Here is a 16,361-nt window from a genome sequence, read left to right on the forward strand (position 1 = left end):
TCAGTCGCCGTCGTCGGCCATGTAGCCGTCACGACCCGCGGCCTTGGCCTTGTACAGCGCCGCATCGGCGCCTTCGAAGAAGTGCCGCGGTTCGCTGCGGATGGCGGGTACCCGCGTGTACACGCCCACGGTCAGGGTGATGTGGACGCATTGCCCGTTTGCACCGGGCACCTCCAGCAGGCGTACCCGTGCCAGCAGGTCCTCGATCACCTGCACCGCGCCGTCGGCCGCGGTGTCGGGCAGGATCAGCGCGAACTCGTCGCCGCCGAAACGCGCGGCCATGTCGCGCGGTCGCCGCGCGTGTGCGCCGATCTCGGTGGCGATCAGGCGCAGCACGTTGTCGCCGGCCTGGTGCCCATACACATCGTTATGGTGTTTGAAGTGATCCACATCGATCAGCGCCAGGCTCAGCGGGCGGCCACTGCGGCGGCCGGCGTCGTGTTCCTGCTGCAGGGTCTGCTCGAAACGCAGGCGGTTGCCCAGCCCGGTCAGTGCATCGCTGTTGGCCTGGCGGCGCCACGCGCTGATCCGCCACAACACCCACGCGCAGATGACGGCCAGCATGCCGGTGAGCGCCGCAGCCGGGGCAAACCAGAGGTTGCCGGCGCGCAGCAATACGAAGCTGAGCAGAAGGGTGGACGGCAAGGCCAGCAGCGCGCTGGCCGATGCCCGGGGCAGCGACAGGCCCAGGCAGCACAGCGCCACCAGCAGGCCGCTGAGCAGGTCCCGCCACAGCGTGGGTGGCAGGGTGATGACCTTGTCGGTGAGCAGCATGGAGGCGACGTTGGCCTGGTACTCGCTGCCGCTCATCCAGCGCTCGCGCGTGGTCGGGGTGAGCAGGCGCGGAGCGATGCCGCTGGCGGTCATGCCAACCAGGACCAGCCGCCCGCGCAGCAGCGCCGGGTCGACGTCGCCGTTGAGCAGGTCGACGTAGGACACCTGCGGAAACCGTTCGGGTGGGCCTGCGTAGCGCACCCGTACGTAATGGTCGCGGCGCCATTGATAGGGCGAGGACTGTCCCGGGTCCGGACCGCGCAGGCCGGGCAGCGGGCCGCGCGCATCGGCCAGCGCCAGCCCGAGGGCGGGCCAGTGCGGTGAGCCGATCCCGGCGGTGAGATACAGGCCGCGTGCCACCCCGTCGGCGTCCACTTCGACATCGCTGTGCCCGAGCGTGGCTGCGTTGGCGGCGATCAGCGGGATCGGCAGCAGTTCCTCGGCCATGTTCGGGCCGCTGGCCGGCGCGGCCAGCACCGGCAGCACCACGTGTCCGTTGCGACGGATCGCCGCCGCCAGGTCCGCATCCTGCGCTGCATCCTGACGGTCCGGTTCGGACAGCATCAGGTCCAGTACCACCCGAGCGCTGCCCGCCTCGGTGAGGCGGTCAAGCAGGCGTGCGTGGGTCGAGCGCGGCCAGGGCCACTGTCCGATCTGCTGCAGGCTGTTGTCGTCGATCGCCACGATCAGCAGGCGCGGGTCGGGCGGGTAGTCCCACGCCCCGACATACGCATCGTAAACCGCCTCGTCCTGCTGCCAGAACCACTGCCAGTGGCTGGCGACGGCGGCCAGGCCGCCCACCAGCGCCGACAGCGCCAGCCGCTGCGGCCACGACAGTGCCAGTGGTTTCACAGCAGCAGCCACAGCAGTAGGGCGCCGCCGCCAGCGCCATAGCACGTGCGGCAGGGCAGCGCGACCTGCTGTGCCGGCGAGAACGGGCCGGCATAGCCGTCGTCATCGATGTACTGCACGCGCACGTGCAGGGTGCCGTGCCAGGGACGCTTCAGCGATACCTCCGGCTGGTCGACCTCGCGGTCCAGTAACGGGTTGGCGAAATCGCCTTTGCGGTCGATCTGCACGCGGTAGCGTTGACCGGTTTCACCGGCCTGCCAGCGCAGCGTCAACTGGCCCTTGGCAGCCTGCGGTGGCTGCAGGGCGGGATCGACGGGGGCATCGGTGAGGGTAAGCGCGACCGGGTGGCCGAAGCGACCGCGGTGGCCGTTGCCATCGCGCGAGGCAACCCGCCAGAAGTACGTGCCCGGGGCCAGGTCCGCGGCCGCGCGTGCATGCGGGCTGGTGCTCTGCTGCTCCAGCACGGGCTCAAGGAACTGGGCGTCACGCGCGATCTGCAGCACGCTCGTCGCGGCGCCGTCGACCTGGCTCCACTGGAACCGCGGCCGCGCGCTGTTGACGGTTTCCTCGTTGACCGGGCGCACCGTCAACGGGGGCGGCGGTTGATCGCGCACCTCGAAATCGTGCTCGGCGTCGAGACCTTCCACATCGTCGGCGCTGACCGCGCGGACCAGTACGCGCAGCGTGCCGGGCGCCAGGTCCGGCACGGTCAGGGTGGTGGCCGTGGTGTCCTGCGCGAACAGCAGAATCTCGGGTTGGTCGGCACGGACCACGTCCACCCGGTAGTGCGCGGCACCGTCCACCGCCGTCCACGCCAGTTGCGCGGGCAGCGGGTCCAGGCGCAGCTGCGCCGGGTCCAGCAGTGGCGCCGGCAGCAACGGCTCCAGTGGGCCCGGGCGCGTGTCCTGCGATGTGCTGCGGGTGGCCTGGCCGCGGGTGACCAGGCGTTGGCCGCGTGGGTTGCCGACCTGCACCTTGCCCTGCAGCACTTCGGTGGCCGCGCTGCGCCCGTCACCGCCGGCGCTGACCCGGAACACGGTGCCGCGTACGCTGCTGGTCGCCGTTGGCGCATCGATGATGTAGCGCGATGCCGGACCAGTTGCCGGCGTTACCCGGTTGCTGGTGCGGCCCTGTTGCAGGCGCACGCGGGTGTCGACCATGCCGGTGTGCCCGTAGCGGCTGAGCTGGTCCAGGCGCAGCCGCGAGTTTTCGCGCAGCTGCAGCCGCGAATCATCGGCAAAGACCAGGGTGACGCTGGCATCGGCCCCGGTGACCAGATGCTGGCCGATCGTGAGCAGCTCGCCTTCGATCACATCGCGCAGGCCACCGCGCGCCGCGTCGCCAACCTGCACCGGCCCACGCAGGGCCAGTACCCGGGCCGGGACAGGCTGCACCGCCAGCCACGCCACCGGGAAACGCAGCTGGCTGCCCGGCGGCAACCGGTAGGGGTCGCTCACGCGGTTGTGGGATTGCAGGTGTTGCCACGGTACCGACGGTTTCAGGTAGCGCGACCCCAGGTCCCACAGGGTGTCGCCGGGGCGTACCCGGTAGGTCCAATCCTGGGCCAGCAAGGGAAATGCGGAGAACAGCAGGGCTGCCACCATCAACAGGCGTGCGGGCAGCGAACAGAGGTGAAGCAAACGGGTCGAACTCACGGTCATCTGGGCCCTGCTGGGCGGGGCTCAGCCGTGCGGCCCCCATGGCCCAGACCTCATCCCCCCGAATGGATCGCGGCGTCGTGGACGCCGCGGTCGCATTATTGCCCGGGACCCGTGCAGAGTTTCTGAACGTGACTTCCGTCACATTCCATGTGGGCGAGGCGCATCCGTCCGTAGTAACTGAACACGTGGCGCCTCCTGCGCCGGATCAGAACAGCAGCGATGCCATCCGGCGGCGATAGCGGCCCACCAGATCCTCGTCGGCGATCACCTTGAAGGCATCGATCAGCAGCTTGCGCGGCAGGCCTTCGGCGAAGGTACGGTCGCTGCGCAGCATGGCCAGGAACTGCTCCAGCGCGGCCTCATCCTCGCCGCCCAGCAGCAACTGCACGCCTCGCAGGTGGCGCGCCTGCAGGTCATCGCCATTGGCCGCGATGCGTGCGTCCAGCGTTTCGGCCGCCGGTGCGTCCTGCAGTGCGTTGGCGAAATCCAGGCGCGCACGGGCCCGTACCGCACGGTCGTCGGTGGCCAGGTTGGCCGGCAGCGCATCGATCAACGTGCTGGCCTCGGCGGTGCCGCCGGTCTGCAGCAGGGCCAGCGCCAGGTCCAGCTTCAGCTCGTCCTTGTCCGGCTCGGCGGCGATCGCCGCGCGCAGCACGTCGACCTGGGCCTGCGGGTCCAGGGGTTCGGGCTCGGCCACCGCGTCGGCGGCCGGTTCGGCCGGGGTGACGCCGTGCTGGGCCAGGAACTCGCGCAGCTGGCCTTCCGGGATCGCACCGGGGAAACCGTCCACCAGCTGGCCGCCCTTGACCAGGAACACGGTGGGCACCGAACGGATCTGGAACGCCGCCGCGATCTGCTGTTCGGCATCCACGTCGACCTTGGCCAGCTCGAAGGCGCCGTAGTACTCAGCGGCCAGCTTTTCCAGCATGGGCCCGAGGGTTTTGCAGGGCTCGCACCAGCTGGCCCAGAAATCGACGAGCACCGGCGTCTGCAGGGACTTCTGCAGGACCTCGGTTTCGAAGGTGGCGGTGGTGGCGTCGAAGACGTGCGGCAATTCGCTCATGGTCGGCAATCAACGATTAAAGATGTACGCAGTGTATGGGTGCGCAGGTTGCGGGACGCAACCCCGGCTCCCGGGATCGGCGCAAACCGGTGACAATGCGCGGCGTTCCCCTTGGCCCAGGCAGACCTTCATGCACATTTCGCCCCGTATCGATCGCGGCATCGGCGCGCTTGCCGCGCTTGTGTTCGTCGTGGCGGTCGTCGGCTTCGGTGCGGCGCTGCCCGGATACCGCGCGCTGTCGCATCCGGTGGCGCTGCTGGGCGCCACCGGGGTGCCGCATGCACAGGCATTCAGTTGGCTGGGGCTGGTGCTGCCGGGGGTACTGGCCTGCGGGGTGGCGCTGCGCCTGCTGGTGCGGGTGCCGCGCACGGCGCCCTGGACGCTGCGCGTGGGCGTGCAGCTGCTGGTACTGGCGGGAGCCGGATTTGCCGCGATGGGGCTGCTGCCGCTGGACGCCAGCGATATTGAAAGCCCGGCCAGCCAGTTCCATGCCAGTGCATGGATGGTGTGGGTGCTGGCGTTCGTGCCGGGCACGCTGCTGTACGGGCTGGGCGCGCTGCGCGTGCGGGGCTGGCGGCCACAGGCGCTGCTGCACCTGGGCTGCGCGGTGGGCATGGTGGTGGCCGCGTTCGTGCTGCAGGCCTGGATGCCGGCACCGCTGGCGCAGCGGCTGGCCTTTGCCGTCTGGGCGGTGTGGCTGGTCGCGGCGCTGCCATTGGCGCATCGCCTGCGCTGAGCGGAATCCGTCGTCCGGGGAAAACCCTTGGCGATTCAACGGGATGAGGGCTTTGTGGGGCAGGGTAGCTGCGCTCGATTGGAGCCCCATGCCGCACTGCGGTACCCTGTCCCGCTTTGCCGCCGCACTAGCGTTTCCATGACCAGCGTCGAACCCAACGTTTACGATCCGCAGCAGGTTGAATCCGCCGCCCAGAAGTTCTGGGATGCCACCCGTGCCTTCGAGGTGAGCGAGACTTCGGACAAACCGAAGTACTACTGCCTCTCGATGCTGCCGTACCCGTCCGGGGCGCTGCACATGGGCCACGTGCGCAACTACACGATCGGTGACGTGATCAGCCGCTACAAGCGGATGACCGGGCACAACGTGCTGCAGCCGATGGGCTGGGATGCCTTCGGCCTGCCGGCCGAGAATGCGGCGATCAAGAACAAGACCGCGCCGGCCAAGTGGACCTACGCCAACATCGAGCACATGCGGGGCCAGTTCAAGGCCATGGGCTATGCGGTGGACTGGTCGCGCGAGTTCGCCACCTGCACGCCGGAGTACTACGTGCACGAGCAGCGCATGTTCACCCGGCTGATGCGCAAGGGCCTGGCCTACCGCCGCAACGCGGTGGTGAACTGGGACCCGATCGACCAGACCGTGCTGGCCAACGAGCAGGTCATCGATGGCCGCGGCTGGCGATCCGGCGCGCTGGTGGAAAAGCGCGAGATCCCGCAGTGGTTCCTGCGCATCACCGATTACGCCCAGGAACTGCTGGACGGCCTGGATGAACTGCCGGGCTGGCCCGACTCGGTCAAGACCATGCAGCGCAACTGGATCGGCCGCTCCGAAGGGCTGGAAATCCAGTTCGACGTGCGCGACGCCGACGGCAGTGCGCTGGATTCGCTGCGCGTGTTCACCACCCGTCCGGACACGGTGATGGGTGTGACCTTCGTGTCGATCGCCGGCGAACACCCGCTGGCCCAGCACGCGGCCAAGTCCAACCCGGCCCTGGCCGCGCTGCTGGCCGAGATGAAGCAGGGCGGCGTGTCCGAAGCCGAACTGGAAACCCAGGAAAAGCGCGGCATGGATACCGGCCTGCGCGCCGTGCATCCGGTCACCGGCGCCCAGGTGCCGGTGTGGGTGGCCAACTTCGTGCTGATGGGCTACGGCACCGGCGCGGTGATGGCCGTGCCGGGCCATGACCAGCGCGACTTCGAGTTCGCCACCAAGTACGGCCTGCCGATCCGCCAGGTCATCGCGCTGAAGGCGTTGCGCAAGGAAGAAAGCGCCTACGACGCCAGCCGTTGGCAGGACTGGTACGGCGACAAGACCCGCGACACCGAACTGGTCAACTCCGACGAGTTCGACGGCCTGGATTTCCAGGGCGCCTTCGAGGCGCTGGCCGAACGCTTCGAGCGCAAGGCCCAGGGCCAGCGCCGCGTGAACTACCGCCTGCGCGACTGGGGCGTGAGCCGCCAGCGCTACTGGGGCTGCCCGATCCCGGTGATCTACTGCCCCAAGTGCGGCGCGTTGCCGGTGCCCGAAGAACAGCTGCCGGTGGTACTGCCCGAGAACGTCAACTTCGTCGGCACCGGTTCGCCGATCAAGGCCGACCCGGAATGGCGCAAGACCACCTGCCCGGACTGCGGCGGCGCGGCCGAGCGCGAAACCGACACCTTCGACACCTTCATGGAATCGAGCTGGTACTACGCGCGCTACACCTCGCCCGGTGCCCGCGACGCGGTGGACAAGCGCGGCAACTACTGGCTGCCGGTGGATCAGTACATCGGCGGTATCGAGCACGCCATCCTGCACCTGATGTACTTCCGTTTCTTCCACAAGCTGCTGCGCGATGCGCGCATGGTGGACAGCAACGAACCGGCGCAGAACCTGCTGTGCCAGGGCATGGTGATCGCCGAGACCTACTACCGCCCGAACCCGGACGGCTCCAAGGACTGGATCAACCCGGCCGACGTGGACGTGCAGCGCGACGAGCGCGGCCGCATCACCGGCGCCACCCTGATCGCCGACGGCCAGCCGGTGGTGATCGGCGGCACCGAGAAGATGTCCAAGTCCAAGAACAATGGCGTGGACCCGCAGGTGATGGTGAGCAAGTACGGCGCCGACACGGTGCGCCTGTTCTCGATGTTCGCCGCGCCGCCGGAGCAGTCGCTGGAGTGGAACGAGGCCGGCGTGGATGGCATGGCGCGGTTCCTGCGCCGCTTGTGGACGCAGGTGCAGAAGCACGCTGCCGAAGGCCCGGCCCCGGCGCTGGACGTGGCCGCGCTGAACGCCGAGCAGAAGGTGCTGCGCCGCAAGACCCACGAAACCATCGGCAAGGTCGGCGACGACTATGGCCGCCGCCACAGCTTCAACACCGCCATTGCCGCGGTGATGGAACTGATGAACGCGCTGGCCAAGTTCGACGATGCAAGCGGGCAGGGCCGTGCGGTCCGCCAGGAAGCGTTGCAGGCCACCGTGCTGCTGCTCAACCCGATCACCCCGCATGCCAGCCATGCGCTGTGGCAGGTGCTGGGCCACGGCGAAACGCTGCTGGAAGACCAGGCGTTCCCGCAGGTCGACAGCAGTGCGCTGGTGCGCGATGCGGTCACCCTGGCGGTGCAGGTCAACGGCAAGCTGCGGGGCACCATCGAGGTGGCCGCCGATGCGCCGCGCGACCAGATCGAAGCACTGGGCCTGGCCGAACCGAACGCGGCCAAGTTCCTGGACGGGCTGACGGTGCGCAAGATCATCATCGTGCCCGGCAAGATCGTGAACATCGTCGCTGCCTGATCCACGTAGAGCCGGGTTCTACCCGGCTACCGTAAAGCCGGGTTCCACCCGGCTGCAGCACCCCCGTAGAGCCGGGTTCTACCCGGCGCCCCCCGGAGCGGGGCAGAGCCCCGCTCTACGTTCACGCGGCATCGGGCATCTTCAGTGCCTGTTGCCGCGCCCGCCCGGCTCCCCCAGACTGTGCCCATGACCCGATTCCTGCTTGCCCTTGTCCTGACCGCGTCCCTTGCCGGCTGCGGCTTCCACCTGCGCAACAAGTTGATGCTGCCGGCCGATACCGCCGCGGTGAAGGTGGTGTCCACCGCGCCGTACAGCGAGCTGGCCAAGCTGCTGCGCCGGGGGCTGCAGTCGTCGGGGGCGCAGATCGCCGAGTCGGACGACACCGCCAAGGCGGCCCAGCTGCAGGTGCTGTCCGAGCGCTGGGGTGATCTGCCCATTGCCATCGATGCCCAGGGCCGTGCCCAGGAATACAGCCTGCGCTACGCGGTGATCTTCAAGTTCCTGCGTGAGGATGGCAGCGAGCTGGTGCCGCAGCAGGTGATCGAGCTGTCGCGCGACTACGTGTCCCCGCCCACCGACGCCACCGGTACCACCACCGAGCGCGAGATCCTCGCCGACGAACTGCGTCGTGAGATGTCGGCCTCGATCATGCGCCGCATCGACAGCGTGGTGCGCGCCGAGATGGAAGGCCGCATCCCGGTCAAGCCGGCCACCCCGGACAGCCTGCCGGTTGAACCGCCGGTGCCGCCGCCGGCGGCCCCTGCTACGCCCATCCCGGGGCACTGACCGGTCCCTCCGGACCGGCGCCAGGATGGAACTGCGACCCGAACAATTCGCCAGCCAGCCGGCTGGCCAGGCATTGGCCCCGGTCTATCTGATCGCCGGCCCGGAAACCCTGCGCGTGCTGGAAGCGGCCGACGTGGTGCGCGCCCGCGCCCGCGCCGACGGCATCGACGAGCGCGAGGTCTTCGATGCGGACGGCCGCGATTTCGACTGGCACCAGGTCGAGGCCAGCTTCAATGCGCCCAGCCTGTTCAGCCCGCGGCGGTTGATGGAACTGCGCCTGCCCAGCGGCAAGCCGGGCAAGGAAGGCGCCGAAGTGATCAGCCAGTTCTGCGCGAATCCTGCGCCGGACGTGATCCTGCTGATCACCTGCAACGAATGGAGCAAGGCCCACCAGGGCAAGTGGGCCGAGGCGGTCAATCGCGTCGGCGTGCTGTCGGTGGCCTGGGCGATCAAGCCGCACGAGTTGCCGGACTGGATCGAACGCCGCCTGCGCAGCAAGGGCCTTCGCGCCGAACCGGCCGCTGTGCAGCGCCTGGCCGAGCGGGTGGAAGGCAACCTGCTGGCCGCCGCGCAGGAGATCGACAAGCTGGCCCTGCTGGCCGCCGGGCAGACCCTGGACGTGGACACCATGGAATCGCTGGTGGCCGACGCCGCCCGCTATGACGTGTTCCGCCTGCTGGAGGCCACGTTCTCGGGGCAGCCGGTGGCGGTACTGCGCATGCTGACCGGGCTGCGGGGCGAAGGCGAAGCGGTGGCGGCGCTGACCCCGATGGTCATCCGCGAGCTGCTGTCCACCGCCGGGCTGGCCCGCGTGCAGGCCCGGGGCGGCAACCTGGCCGCCGAGATGAAGAGCCGCGGGATCTGGGAATCGCGGCAGGCGCCGTTCAAGCGCGCCCTGCAGCGCCATCCCGAACCCAAGCGTTGGGAGCGTTTCGTGGCCGAGGCCGGGCTGGTGGACCGCATGGCCAAGGGCCGTGCCGACGGCGACCCGTGGCTCGGGCTGGAACGCCTGCTGCTGGCCGTGGCCGAGGCCCGCGCCGTGCGCCTGCTGGCCCGCGCCTGAGCGGCATGGGCCTGCGCATTCATTACGGCGGTACCTTCGATCCTGTGCACCTGGGCCACCTGGCGATCGCGCGCGCGGCGCGCGACCAGTTGCAGGTGGCGGTGCGCCTGCTGCCCGCGGCCGACCCGCCGCACCGGGCCGCGCCGGGCGCCGATGCCGGGCAGCGGGCGCACATGCTGGCACTGGCGATCGGCGACGAGCCGGGCCTGCTGCTCGATCTGCGTGAGCTGGAACGGTCCGCGCGCCAGCCCGGGGTGCCGTCCTATACGGTGGACACCCTGCGCGAGCTGCGCGCAGAGCTGGGCCCCCATCAGCCGCTGGCGTGGCTGGTGGGCGCCGATAGCCTGCTGGGCCTGACCGGCTGGCATGACTGGGAGGCCCTGTTCGGGCTGGCCCACTTCATCGTCGCCGACCGCCCGGGCAGCCCGCTGGAGCAGGCCCTGCCGCCCGCGCTGGAGGCCGCCCTGGCCGGGCGCTGGGCCGACCACGAGCGCGCGCTGCTGGGCGCCCCGGCCGGGCGCGTGCTGCGCCTGCAGACCCCGCTGCGCGAGGAATCGGCCAGTGCCGTCCGCGCCCGGATCACCGCCGGCGAAGACTGGCGCAGCCTGCTGCCGCCTGCCGTGGCCGACTACATCGCCGACCGGGGCCTGTACGGCGCCGGGCGTGTGTGAATACGCGCGGGGCCTCGGGCCCGTATAATCGGCCCCACATTTATCGAGTTCACCCGCTTTGAGCAACCAAGCCCAGCCCCAGACCATCAAGGTCCAGATGCCGAACCCGGCACCCTCCAACGCGCAGCTGCTGGAGTGCGTGCGCAAGGCCACCGAAGAACTGAAGGCCAAGGATCTCGTCGAAATCGATGTGATCGGCAAGTCCAGCGTCGCCGATTACATGGTGATCGCCTCGGGTACCTCCAGCCGTCACGTGAAGTCGATCGCCGATGAGGTCGTCAAGTTCGCCAAGGCCCTGGGCGTGATGCCGCTGGGTGTGGAAGGCGAGCGCGAAGCCGAGTGGGTGCTGGTCGACCTGGGCGACGTGGTGGTGCACGTGATGCTGCCGCGCGTGCGCGAGTTCTACGCGCTGGAGCGCCTGTGGACGGTCGGCGACCAGCCGCCGAGCCTGCTGGACGACGACGCCGAAGAAGGCGACGAGTACGGCCACGGCGCACGCTGAAGCGGCGCGTCGCGGACACGATGACGGCGCCGATGGCGCCGTTGTCATTTCAACGGCATCGCCGCAGATGCCGGGAGACTGCAGATGAAAGCCAGGCTGATCGCCACCGGCGAACGCGCCCCCGCCTGGGTGGCGCAGGGCTTTGCCGAGTACCAGAAGCGCCTGTCGCACTGGTTGCCCTTCGAGCTGGTGGAGATCGAGCCGGGCCTGCGTGGCAAGGGCCGCGACGCGCGCCGTGCCACCGACGATGAAGGCAAGCGGGTGATTGCCGCGCTGCCGAAGAATGCCTACGTGGTGGCGCTGGATGTGCCGGGCCGCCAGCTCAGTTCGGAGCAGCTGGCGCAGCGCCTGGAACATTGGCGCGGGCAGGGCAGGGACATGGCCTTCCTGATCGGTGGGCCCGAAGGCCACTCGGCGGAAGTGTCCGCGCTGGCCGATGAAAAATGGTCGATCGGTCCGCTGACGTTGCCGCACATGCTGGTGCGCCTGGTGGTGGCCGAGCAGCTGTATCGCGCGGCGGCGATGCTGGCCAACCACCCGTACCATCGCGCCTGACAACGGGCTGGAAGAAAACCTGCGAAAACGGGTTACATCCTGTGAAAAACGGGCTACAATGCGCACCCCGCCCGAATAGCTCAGCCGGTTAGAGCACTTGACTGTTAATCAGGGGGTCGTTGGTTCGAGTCCAACTTCGGGCGCCAAGTTTTGAAAAGCCTCGCAGCGATGCGAGGCTTTTTTTTGCCCGCCATCCGGGGGGCATCGCGCGCAACGCGGCAATGATCGAAACCAACGCCCACGCCGCCGCCAACAAAAAGCCCGGGCACTGCCCGGGCTTTTCGTTCCCCACATGCGTTACATCAGTTGAAGGTGTACTTGGCCCCCACGGTGAAGTAACGGCCGATGGCACCGCTGAAGTGCAGCGGGTTGTAGTTGACCGCGCCGTAGGTCGTCGGATCCAGCGGCGCAATGCGGTCGAACACGTTCTGCACCGAGGCGTTCAGCTCGAAGGCTTCGGTGACGTTCCAACGGCCGGACAGGTCGAAGGTGGTGAACGAGGAGATCTTCGTCACCGGCGTCTCGTCGGCGTAGAAGGCCTGGTAGGAACCACCGCGCTTGTCGATGTTGTCCATCTTGGAGATGTAGTTGGCCACGCCGCTCACACTCCACACGCCCTGCTTCCAGGTGGTGCCGAAGTTGATACGGTCCTTCGGCGTGCCGATGCAGTTGGTCACGTCGCAGTTGCCGTGCGTGCCCGCGTAGTCATCGGTGGTGGTGCCGCTGGTGCGCTCGAACTTGAGCACATGGCTCCACTGCAGATCCATCTCCAGCTGGCCCGGGCCGATATCGAAGGTCTGGCGGATATCGGTGTCGATACCGCGTACCCGCGACGAGGTGGCGTTGACGTAGTCGGTGTTGACCGCAAGGATCGTGCCGCTGTTGGGCACGCCATTGAGGTTGTTGCTGTCACGCAGCACATTGCCCGCGGCGATCGCATCGTCGGTGTCGCCCGGGGCGATTTCGTTGGTGCGCTTGATCTCCCATGCATCCACCGTCAGCGAGGTGGTCGAGGTGGGCTGCATCACGATGCCGACCGAGTAGCTCTTGGACTCTTCCGGCTTCAGGTCCGGGTTCGGACGGGTGATGATCGCCACCTGGCGGGCCTGGCAATCGGCGGTTGCGCCGGTGATGCCGCAGCGGACCGGATCGACCGCGTTGGAGAAGGCGGCCAGGCCACCGTCACCGTTTTCGGCCGGGTTCGGGGCGCGGAAGCCTTCGGCGTAGCTGGCACGCAGCGCCAGCCAGTCAACCGGGCTCCACTTCACGCCCAGCTTCGGCGTGGCTTTGCCTTCACCGCTTTCGTACTTGTCATAGCGCAGCGCGGCGCTCAGTTCCAACTGCTCCAGCACCGGTGCGGACAGTTCGGCGTAGCCGGCGTACACGTTCTGCGTGCCGTCATAGGCCGAGTAACCCAGGCCGATGATGTCACCCTGGTCGGTGTAGGTCTGCGGGGTCAGGCTGTTGCTGGTCTTGCGCCACTCGGTACCCAACGCCAGGCCCAGCGGGCCGCCCTTGAGGTCCATCAGGCTGCGCGACACGGTGAAGTCGAACATGTCCAGGCTGGACTTGGCGCGAGCACTGATGTCCGGCGAGATGTAGTCGTACAGCGCCTGCGAGTTCAGACCGGCATTGTCACCGATGCGCCAGACGCCACCCGGGCAGGCCGCATTGCCCAGCGCGCAACGCACGGCGCTGTAACGCAGGAAGCCGGTGCGCTTGTTGGTCAGGTCGGTACCCGAATGCAAGTACGCGGTGTCATAGCTCCACTCGCCCCAGTTGCCCTTCACGCCGACCAGGAAACGATTGAACTCGTTGGTGTTGTTGGTCACGCGCGGACCCACGTCCCACGCCGAGTAGCGCAGGCGTGCGCCGGTGGCCGACAGTGCCGGCGGCAGGTCCGGGTGGCCCGGGCCCAGCACGGTGGCGCCAGCGCCGCTGTTGGCGTTGACCGGACCGCCGGGATAGCCCCAACCGCCCGACACGCCCGACGGGGTGTTGGTGAAGGTGGTGTCCTTCTTGGAGTAGCCGATTTCGGTGTACACCTCGCCGCCTTCGCCGAAGGCGAAGCTGGCGCGGCCGAACACGTTCACGTACTTCTCTTCCGGGGTCAGGTCACGGTACTGCTGGTTCGGATCCCACAGGCAGCCCTGCGCCTGTGCGGTGGCATCGGTCTGGCCCGGGATGGTGGTCAGGCCGGCGCAGCCCGGCAACGCGACCAGGTGGCCGGTGGCGTCGAACACCGAGCCGTTCGGGCCCGTGCCGCCGCCGGTGCCGCCGTTGAGGAAGGCGCCGCCGAGGAACTGGGCGTCGGTAGCCGCGTAGCCCCACGGGCGGGTGTCGCCGGTGCCGATCCACTTGCGGTTCTTGCGGTCGCTGATCTTGATCGCGTCGGTCTTGCCCACGTCCAGGCTGAAGAACGCATTCCAGCCATCGCTGTTGAGGTCGCCGGTACCGGCGGTCAACGTGGCCTTCTTGGCATTGCCATCGCCATCGCCGGAGGTGCCGTAGGAGCCACGCAGGATGGCGCCCTGGAAGTCGCTGCGCAGGATGATGTTGACCACGCCGGCGATCGCGTCCGAACCATAGATGGCCGAGGCGCCGTCCTTGAGGACGTCGATACGCTCAACCGCATCCAGCGGAATGGTGCTCAGGTCGGTGAAGACCTTCTGGCCGTCATCGGCCAGGCCATAGGTGGCCATGCGGCGGCCGTTCAACAGCACCAGCGTCGAGCCGGCGCCGAGGCCACGCAGCGAGATGCCGGCGCCGCCGCCAGCGAAGCCGTTGCCGAAGGTCTTGGGAATCGAGCCGGAGCCGTCGGCGGTCAGGGTCTGCAGGTATTCGGCGACCGTGGTCTTGCCGGTGCGGTCGATCTCCTGGCGGGTGATCACCTGGACGGGCGAGGGGGTTTCGGTGTTCGTACGCGGGATGTTGGACCCGGTGACGGTGATCCGGTCAAGGTTGGTGGCCTGTTCCTGCGCGAACGCAGAAGAGGATGCCAGCGCTCCGACCAGCAACAGGGTGCTGCTGGCGAGTACGGTGGAAATGGATTGGGCGAGGCTATTGCGGCTGCTGTTGAGCCGTTGGACCGGGTGTTTCACAGCTTCTCTCCTGACTGGGAAAACCAACAATGACGATGGATCGGCACTGAAAATGAGTGACGACGGCGACAATCTAGGTTTCCGGAGGGTGACGAAGTCGTGAAAAATTGCTTAATTCGGGTCGCCGTCTGTCGGCGACCAAAGGCGCGGGGAGGCCGTGGCCGGTCCCCCGCGCCTATTACGTCACTGCGGCCTCAGTCCGGCAGGGTGAAGCTGACCGGCACCAGGCCATCGGCCGGCACCTGCTGGCCGTCCACCATGGCCGGCACGAACCGCCACTGGCGCAGCACCTGCTGGCGGGCGGCGTTGTCCAGCGCCCGCGAGCCACTGCTGCGCTCGATCACCACGCTGGAGGCCCGGCCATCGGCCTCCACCCGCACCCGCAGCAGCACCGTGCCCTGCTCATGGTTGCGGATGGCGGCGATCGGGTAGGCCGGCGGCGGTGCGCTGCGGTACTGCAGCAGCGCCCCGGCACCACCGGCAGCCGGCCCCGGCACGCTGGGGGCCAGGACCGGGGCCTGGGGTTCACTGGCCGGCAGCGGCGCCACCGCCAAGGCATCGTCGGCGTTGGCGGTCGGCGGCGGCAGCGGGGCCACCTGCGGCGTGGGCACGGTGCGCGGCTGCACCAGGGTGGGGACGTCCGGCTTGATCGGCACCGGGACCGGCGGGGTGGGTTCCGGCGGTACCAGCATCCGTATCTGCATGCGTTCACGTGGCAGGGGCGCGGCCACATACGCTGCCGGGATCAGCAGCAGCATCAGCGCCAGCACATGCAGGGCCAGGGCGGTGCTCCAGCCGAGCACGCGGGAAACGTCGATCTGCAGCGGCACTACGCGGGGTTGGGTACGGACCATGCTCCACTCTCCTTGCCAGATGTGCGGGAACATCAAACGTGCGGGCGCGGCCGGTGGGGTTGCAGGACGCAGAAGGCGGGGCCGCGCAATGACAGCAATACCGGAGCGGGGCGCGGCCCGGAAGTCAGGGGGCATGTGGGTGTTTGGCTGGCGCTCAGGAACCGGGCCCGGAACGCATGACGGCGCCCGCAGGCGCCGTCATGTCATGGACCGCTGGCCGTTACCGGCCCAGGTCGAACACCACGTCCAGGTTCACCGACACCGACGACTCGCCCGGCGACACCGGGGTGGACACATCGGCGGCCATCGGCGCGGCGGCCGCACGCATCATCACCGGGCGGAAGTTGCCGCCGCCGTTCTCGGAGATGCTCACGATGCGGCGCACGCGCAGGCCCAGCGACTTGGCGTAGGTCTCGGCGCGGGCTTGGGCCTTCTTCAGCGCGGCCAGGCGGGCTTCGTCATACACCGGTTCGGGCTGGTCGATCTCGAACTGCGGGCCATTGATCTGGTTGGCGCCCTGGGCGGCCAGCGCGTCCAGCACCTTGCCCAGCTTGGCGATGTCGCGCACCTTCAGGCTGACCGTGTTGCTGGCCTGGTAGCCGGTGATCTTCGGCGGCTCGTTGTCTACATAGCGGTACTGCGGGTTGAGGTTGACCCCGCTGGTCTGCACGTCACGTTCGGCAATGCCGGCGGCCTTGATCGCGGCCAGCACCTTGACCATCTGCTCGGCGTTCTGGCGCATCGCGGTATTGCCATCGACGGCCTGGGTGACCACACCGGCCGACAGCGTGGCCACGTCCGGTACGCGCTTGGCTTCGGCGTTGGCCGAGATGTTGAGCAGGGTGCTGTCGGCGGCGACGGCAACGGCGGGCGAGGTCTGGGCGTGGGCGGTCATCGAGGTTCCCAGGGCAAGGGACAGGGCGAGCAGCAGCGGGGACAGGGATGGGCGGCGCATGTACATCTCC

At 68.6% G+C, this 16,361-nt stretch carries 13 protein-coding genes and 1 tRNA gene; 8 read left to right on the plus strand and 6 right to left on the minus strand.

The window, feature by feature from the left end:
- The 3 genes from DX03_RS05725 to trxA all read right to left on the minus strand — a co-directional run bounded on the left by DX03_RS05725 (position 1) and on the right by trxA (position 4,350).
- Positions 1-1,626 carry a CHASE2 domain-containing protein gene (locus DX03_RS05725; protein WP_038687090.1) on the minus strand — a complete coding sequence of 542 codons (1,626 nt, stop codon included), beginning with the start codon at positions 1,624-1,626 and terminating at the stop codon, positions 1-3.
- Positions 1,623-3,287, minus strand: coding sequence for a FecR family protein (locus DX03_RS05730; protein WP_051598753.1), 1,665 nt, complete (start codon positions 3,285-3,287; stop codon positions 1,623-1,625). The genes DX03_RS05725 and DX03_RS05730 overlap by 4 nt, the downstream gene beginning before the upstream one ends.
- A gap of 205 nt (positions 3,288-3,492) precedes the next feature.
- Positions 3,493-4,350 carry a thioredoxin gene (trxA, locus tag DX03_RS05735; protein WP_038687092.1) on the minus strand — a complete coding sequence of 286 codons (858 nt, stop codon included), beginning with the start codon at positions 4,348-4,350 and terminating at the stop codon, positions 3,493-3,495.
- 130 nt (positions 4,351-4,480) lie between these two features.
- Here trxA and DX03_RS05740 point away from each other — a divergent pair, with 130 nt between their 5' ends.
- The 8 genes from DX03_RS05740 (at position 4,481) to DX03_RS05775 (ending at position 11,587) form a co-directional block, all read left to right on the plus strand.
- Positions 4,481-5,086, plus strand: a complete 606-nt coding sequence (locus tag DX03_RS05740) for a DUF998 domain-containing protein (RefSeq protein ID WP_038687094.1) — start codon at positions 4,481-4,483, stop codon at positions 5,084-5,086.
- Between the two features lie 138 nt (positions 5,087-5,224).
- Positions 5,225-7,864, plus strand: coding sequence for a leucine--tRNA ligase (leuS, locus tag DX03_RS05745; RefSeq protein ID WP_038687096.1), 2,640 nt, complete (start codon positions 5,225-5,227; stop codon positions 7,862-7,864).
- A 186-nt stretch (positions 7,865-8,050) separates the two neighbouring features.
- A complete protein-coding gene (locus DX03_RS05750; protein WP_038687098.1) occupies positions 8,051-8,650 on the plus strand; it encodes an LPS-assembly lipoprotein LptE in 600 nt (199 codons plus the stop codon).
- Positions 8,651-8,675: 25 nt separating this feature from the next.
- On the plus strand, positions 8,676-9,713 hold the full coding sequence (gene holA, locus DX03_RS05755) for a DNA polymerase III subunit delta (protein WP_038687100.1): 1,038 nt from the start codon (positions 8,676-8,678) through the stop codon (positions 9,711-9,713).
- A 5-nt stretch (positions 9,714-9,718) separates the two neighbouring features.
- On the plus strand, positions 9,719-10,384 hold the full coding sequence (gene nadD, locus DX03_RS05760) for a nicotinate-nucleotide adenylyltransferase (RefSeq protein ID WP_038687102.1): 666 nt from the start codon (positions 9,719-9,721) through the stop codon (positions 10,382-10,384).
- Between the two features lie 97 nt (positions 10,385-10,481).
- A complete protein-coding gene (gene rsfS, locus DX03_RS05765) occupies positions 10,482-10,886 on the plus strand; it encodes a ribosome silencing factor (protein ID WP_051598970.1) in 405 nt (134 codons plus the stop codon).
- Positions 10,887-10,970: 84 nt separating this feature from the next.
- A complete protein-coding gene (gene rlmH, locus DX03_RS05770; RefSeq protein ID WP_038687106.1) occupies positions 10,971-11,441 on the plus strand; it encodes a 23S rRNA (pseudouridine(1915)-N(3))-methyltransferase RlmH in 471 nt (156 codons plus the stop codon).
- 69 nt (positions 11,442-11,510) lie between these two features.
- Positions 11,511-11,587 (plus strand) — tRNA-Asn (locus DX03_RS05775).
- Positions 11,588-11,743: 156 nt separating this feature from the next.
- Here the strand turns inward: DX03_RS05775 and DX03_RS05780 are convergent.
- The 3 genes from DX03_RS05780 to DX03_RS05790 form a co-directional block, all read right to left on the minus strand.
- Complete coding sequence (locus tag DX03_RS05780) at positions 11,744-14,542, minus strand: TonB-dependent receptor (RefSeq protein ID WP_038687108.1); 2,799 nt, start codon at positions 14,540-14,542, stop codon at positions 11,744-11,746.
- 194 nt (positions 14,543-14,736) lie between these two features.
- Complete coding sequence (locus DX03_RS05785) at positions 14,737-15,396, minus strand: energy transducer TonB (protein WP_038687110.1); 660 nt, start codon at positions 15,394-15,396, stop codon at positions 14,737-14,739.
- A 220-nt stretch (positions 15,397-15,616) separates the two neighbouring features.
- A complete protein-coding gene (locus DX03_RS05790; RefSeq protein ID WP_038691947.1) occupies positions 15,617-16,351 on the minus strand; it encodes an SIMPL domain-containing protein in 735 nt (244 codons plus the stop codon).
- Between the last annotated feature and the right edge of the window lie 10 nt (positions 16,352-16,361).

The organism is Stenotrophomonas rhizophila, from assembly GCF_000661955.1.
Lineage (GTDB): Bacteria > Pseudomonadota > Gammaproteobacteria > Xanthomonadales > Xanthomonadaceae > Stenotrophomonas > Stenotrophomonas rhizophila.

Bases quoted from the DNA above. Each gene is read 5' to 3' on its own strand.
- DX03_RS05750 (WP_038687098.1), top strand. From the start codon at position 8,051: ATGACCCGATTCCTGCTTGCCCTTGTCCTGACCGCGTCCCTTGCCGGC.
- DX03_RS05740 (WP_038687094.1), top strand. From the start codon at position 4,481: ATGCACATTTCGCCCCGTATCGATCGCGGCATCGGCGCGCTTGCCGCG.
- holA (WP_038687100.1), top strand. From the start codon at position 8,676: ATGGAACTGCGACCCGAACAATTCGCCAGCCAGCCGGCTGGCCAGGCA.
- DX03_RS05790 (WP_038691947.1), bottom strand. From the start codon at position 16,351: ATGCGCCGCCCATCCCTGTCCCCGCTGCTGCTCGCCCTGTCCCTTGCC.
- DX03_RS05785 (WP_038687110.1), bottom strand. From the start codon at position 15,396: ATGGTCCGTACCCAACCCCGCGTAGTGCCGCTGCAGATCGACGTTTCC.
- rlmH (WP_038687106.1), top strand. From the start codon at position 10,971: ATGAAAGCCAGGCTGATCGCCACCGGCGAACGCGCCCCCGCCTGGGTG.
- leuS (WP_038687096.1), top strand. From the start codon at position 5,225: ATGACCAGCGTCGAACCCAACGTTTACGATCCGCAGCAGGTTGAATCC.
- trxA (WP_038687092.1), bottom strand. From the start codon at position 4,350: ATGAGCGAATTGCCGCACGTCTTCGACGCCACCACCGCCACCTTCGAA.
- rsfS (WP_051598970.1), top strand. From the start codon at position 10,482: ATGCCGAACCCGGCACCCTCCAACGCGCAGCTGCTGGAGTGCGTGCGC.
- DX03_RS05730 (WP_051598753.1), bottom strand. From the start codon at position 3,287: ATGACCGTGAGTTCGACCCGTTTGCTTCACCTCTGTTCGCTGCCCGCA.
- nadD (WP_038687102.1), top strand. From the start codon at position 9,719: ATGGGCCTGCGCATTCATTACGGCGGTACCTTCGATCCTGTGCACCTG.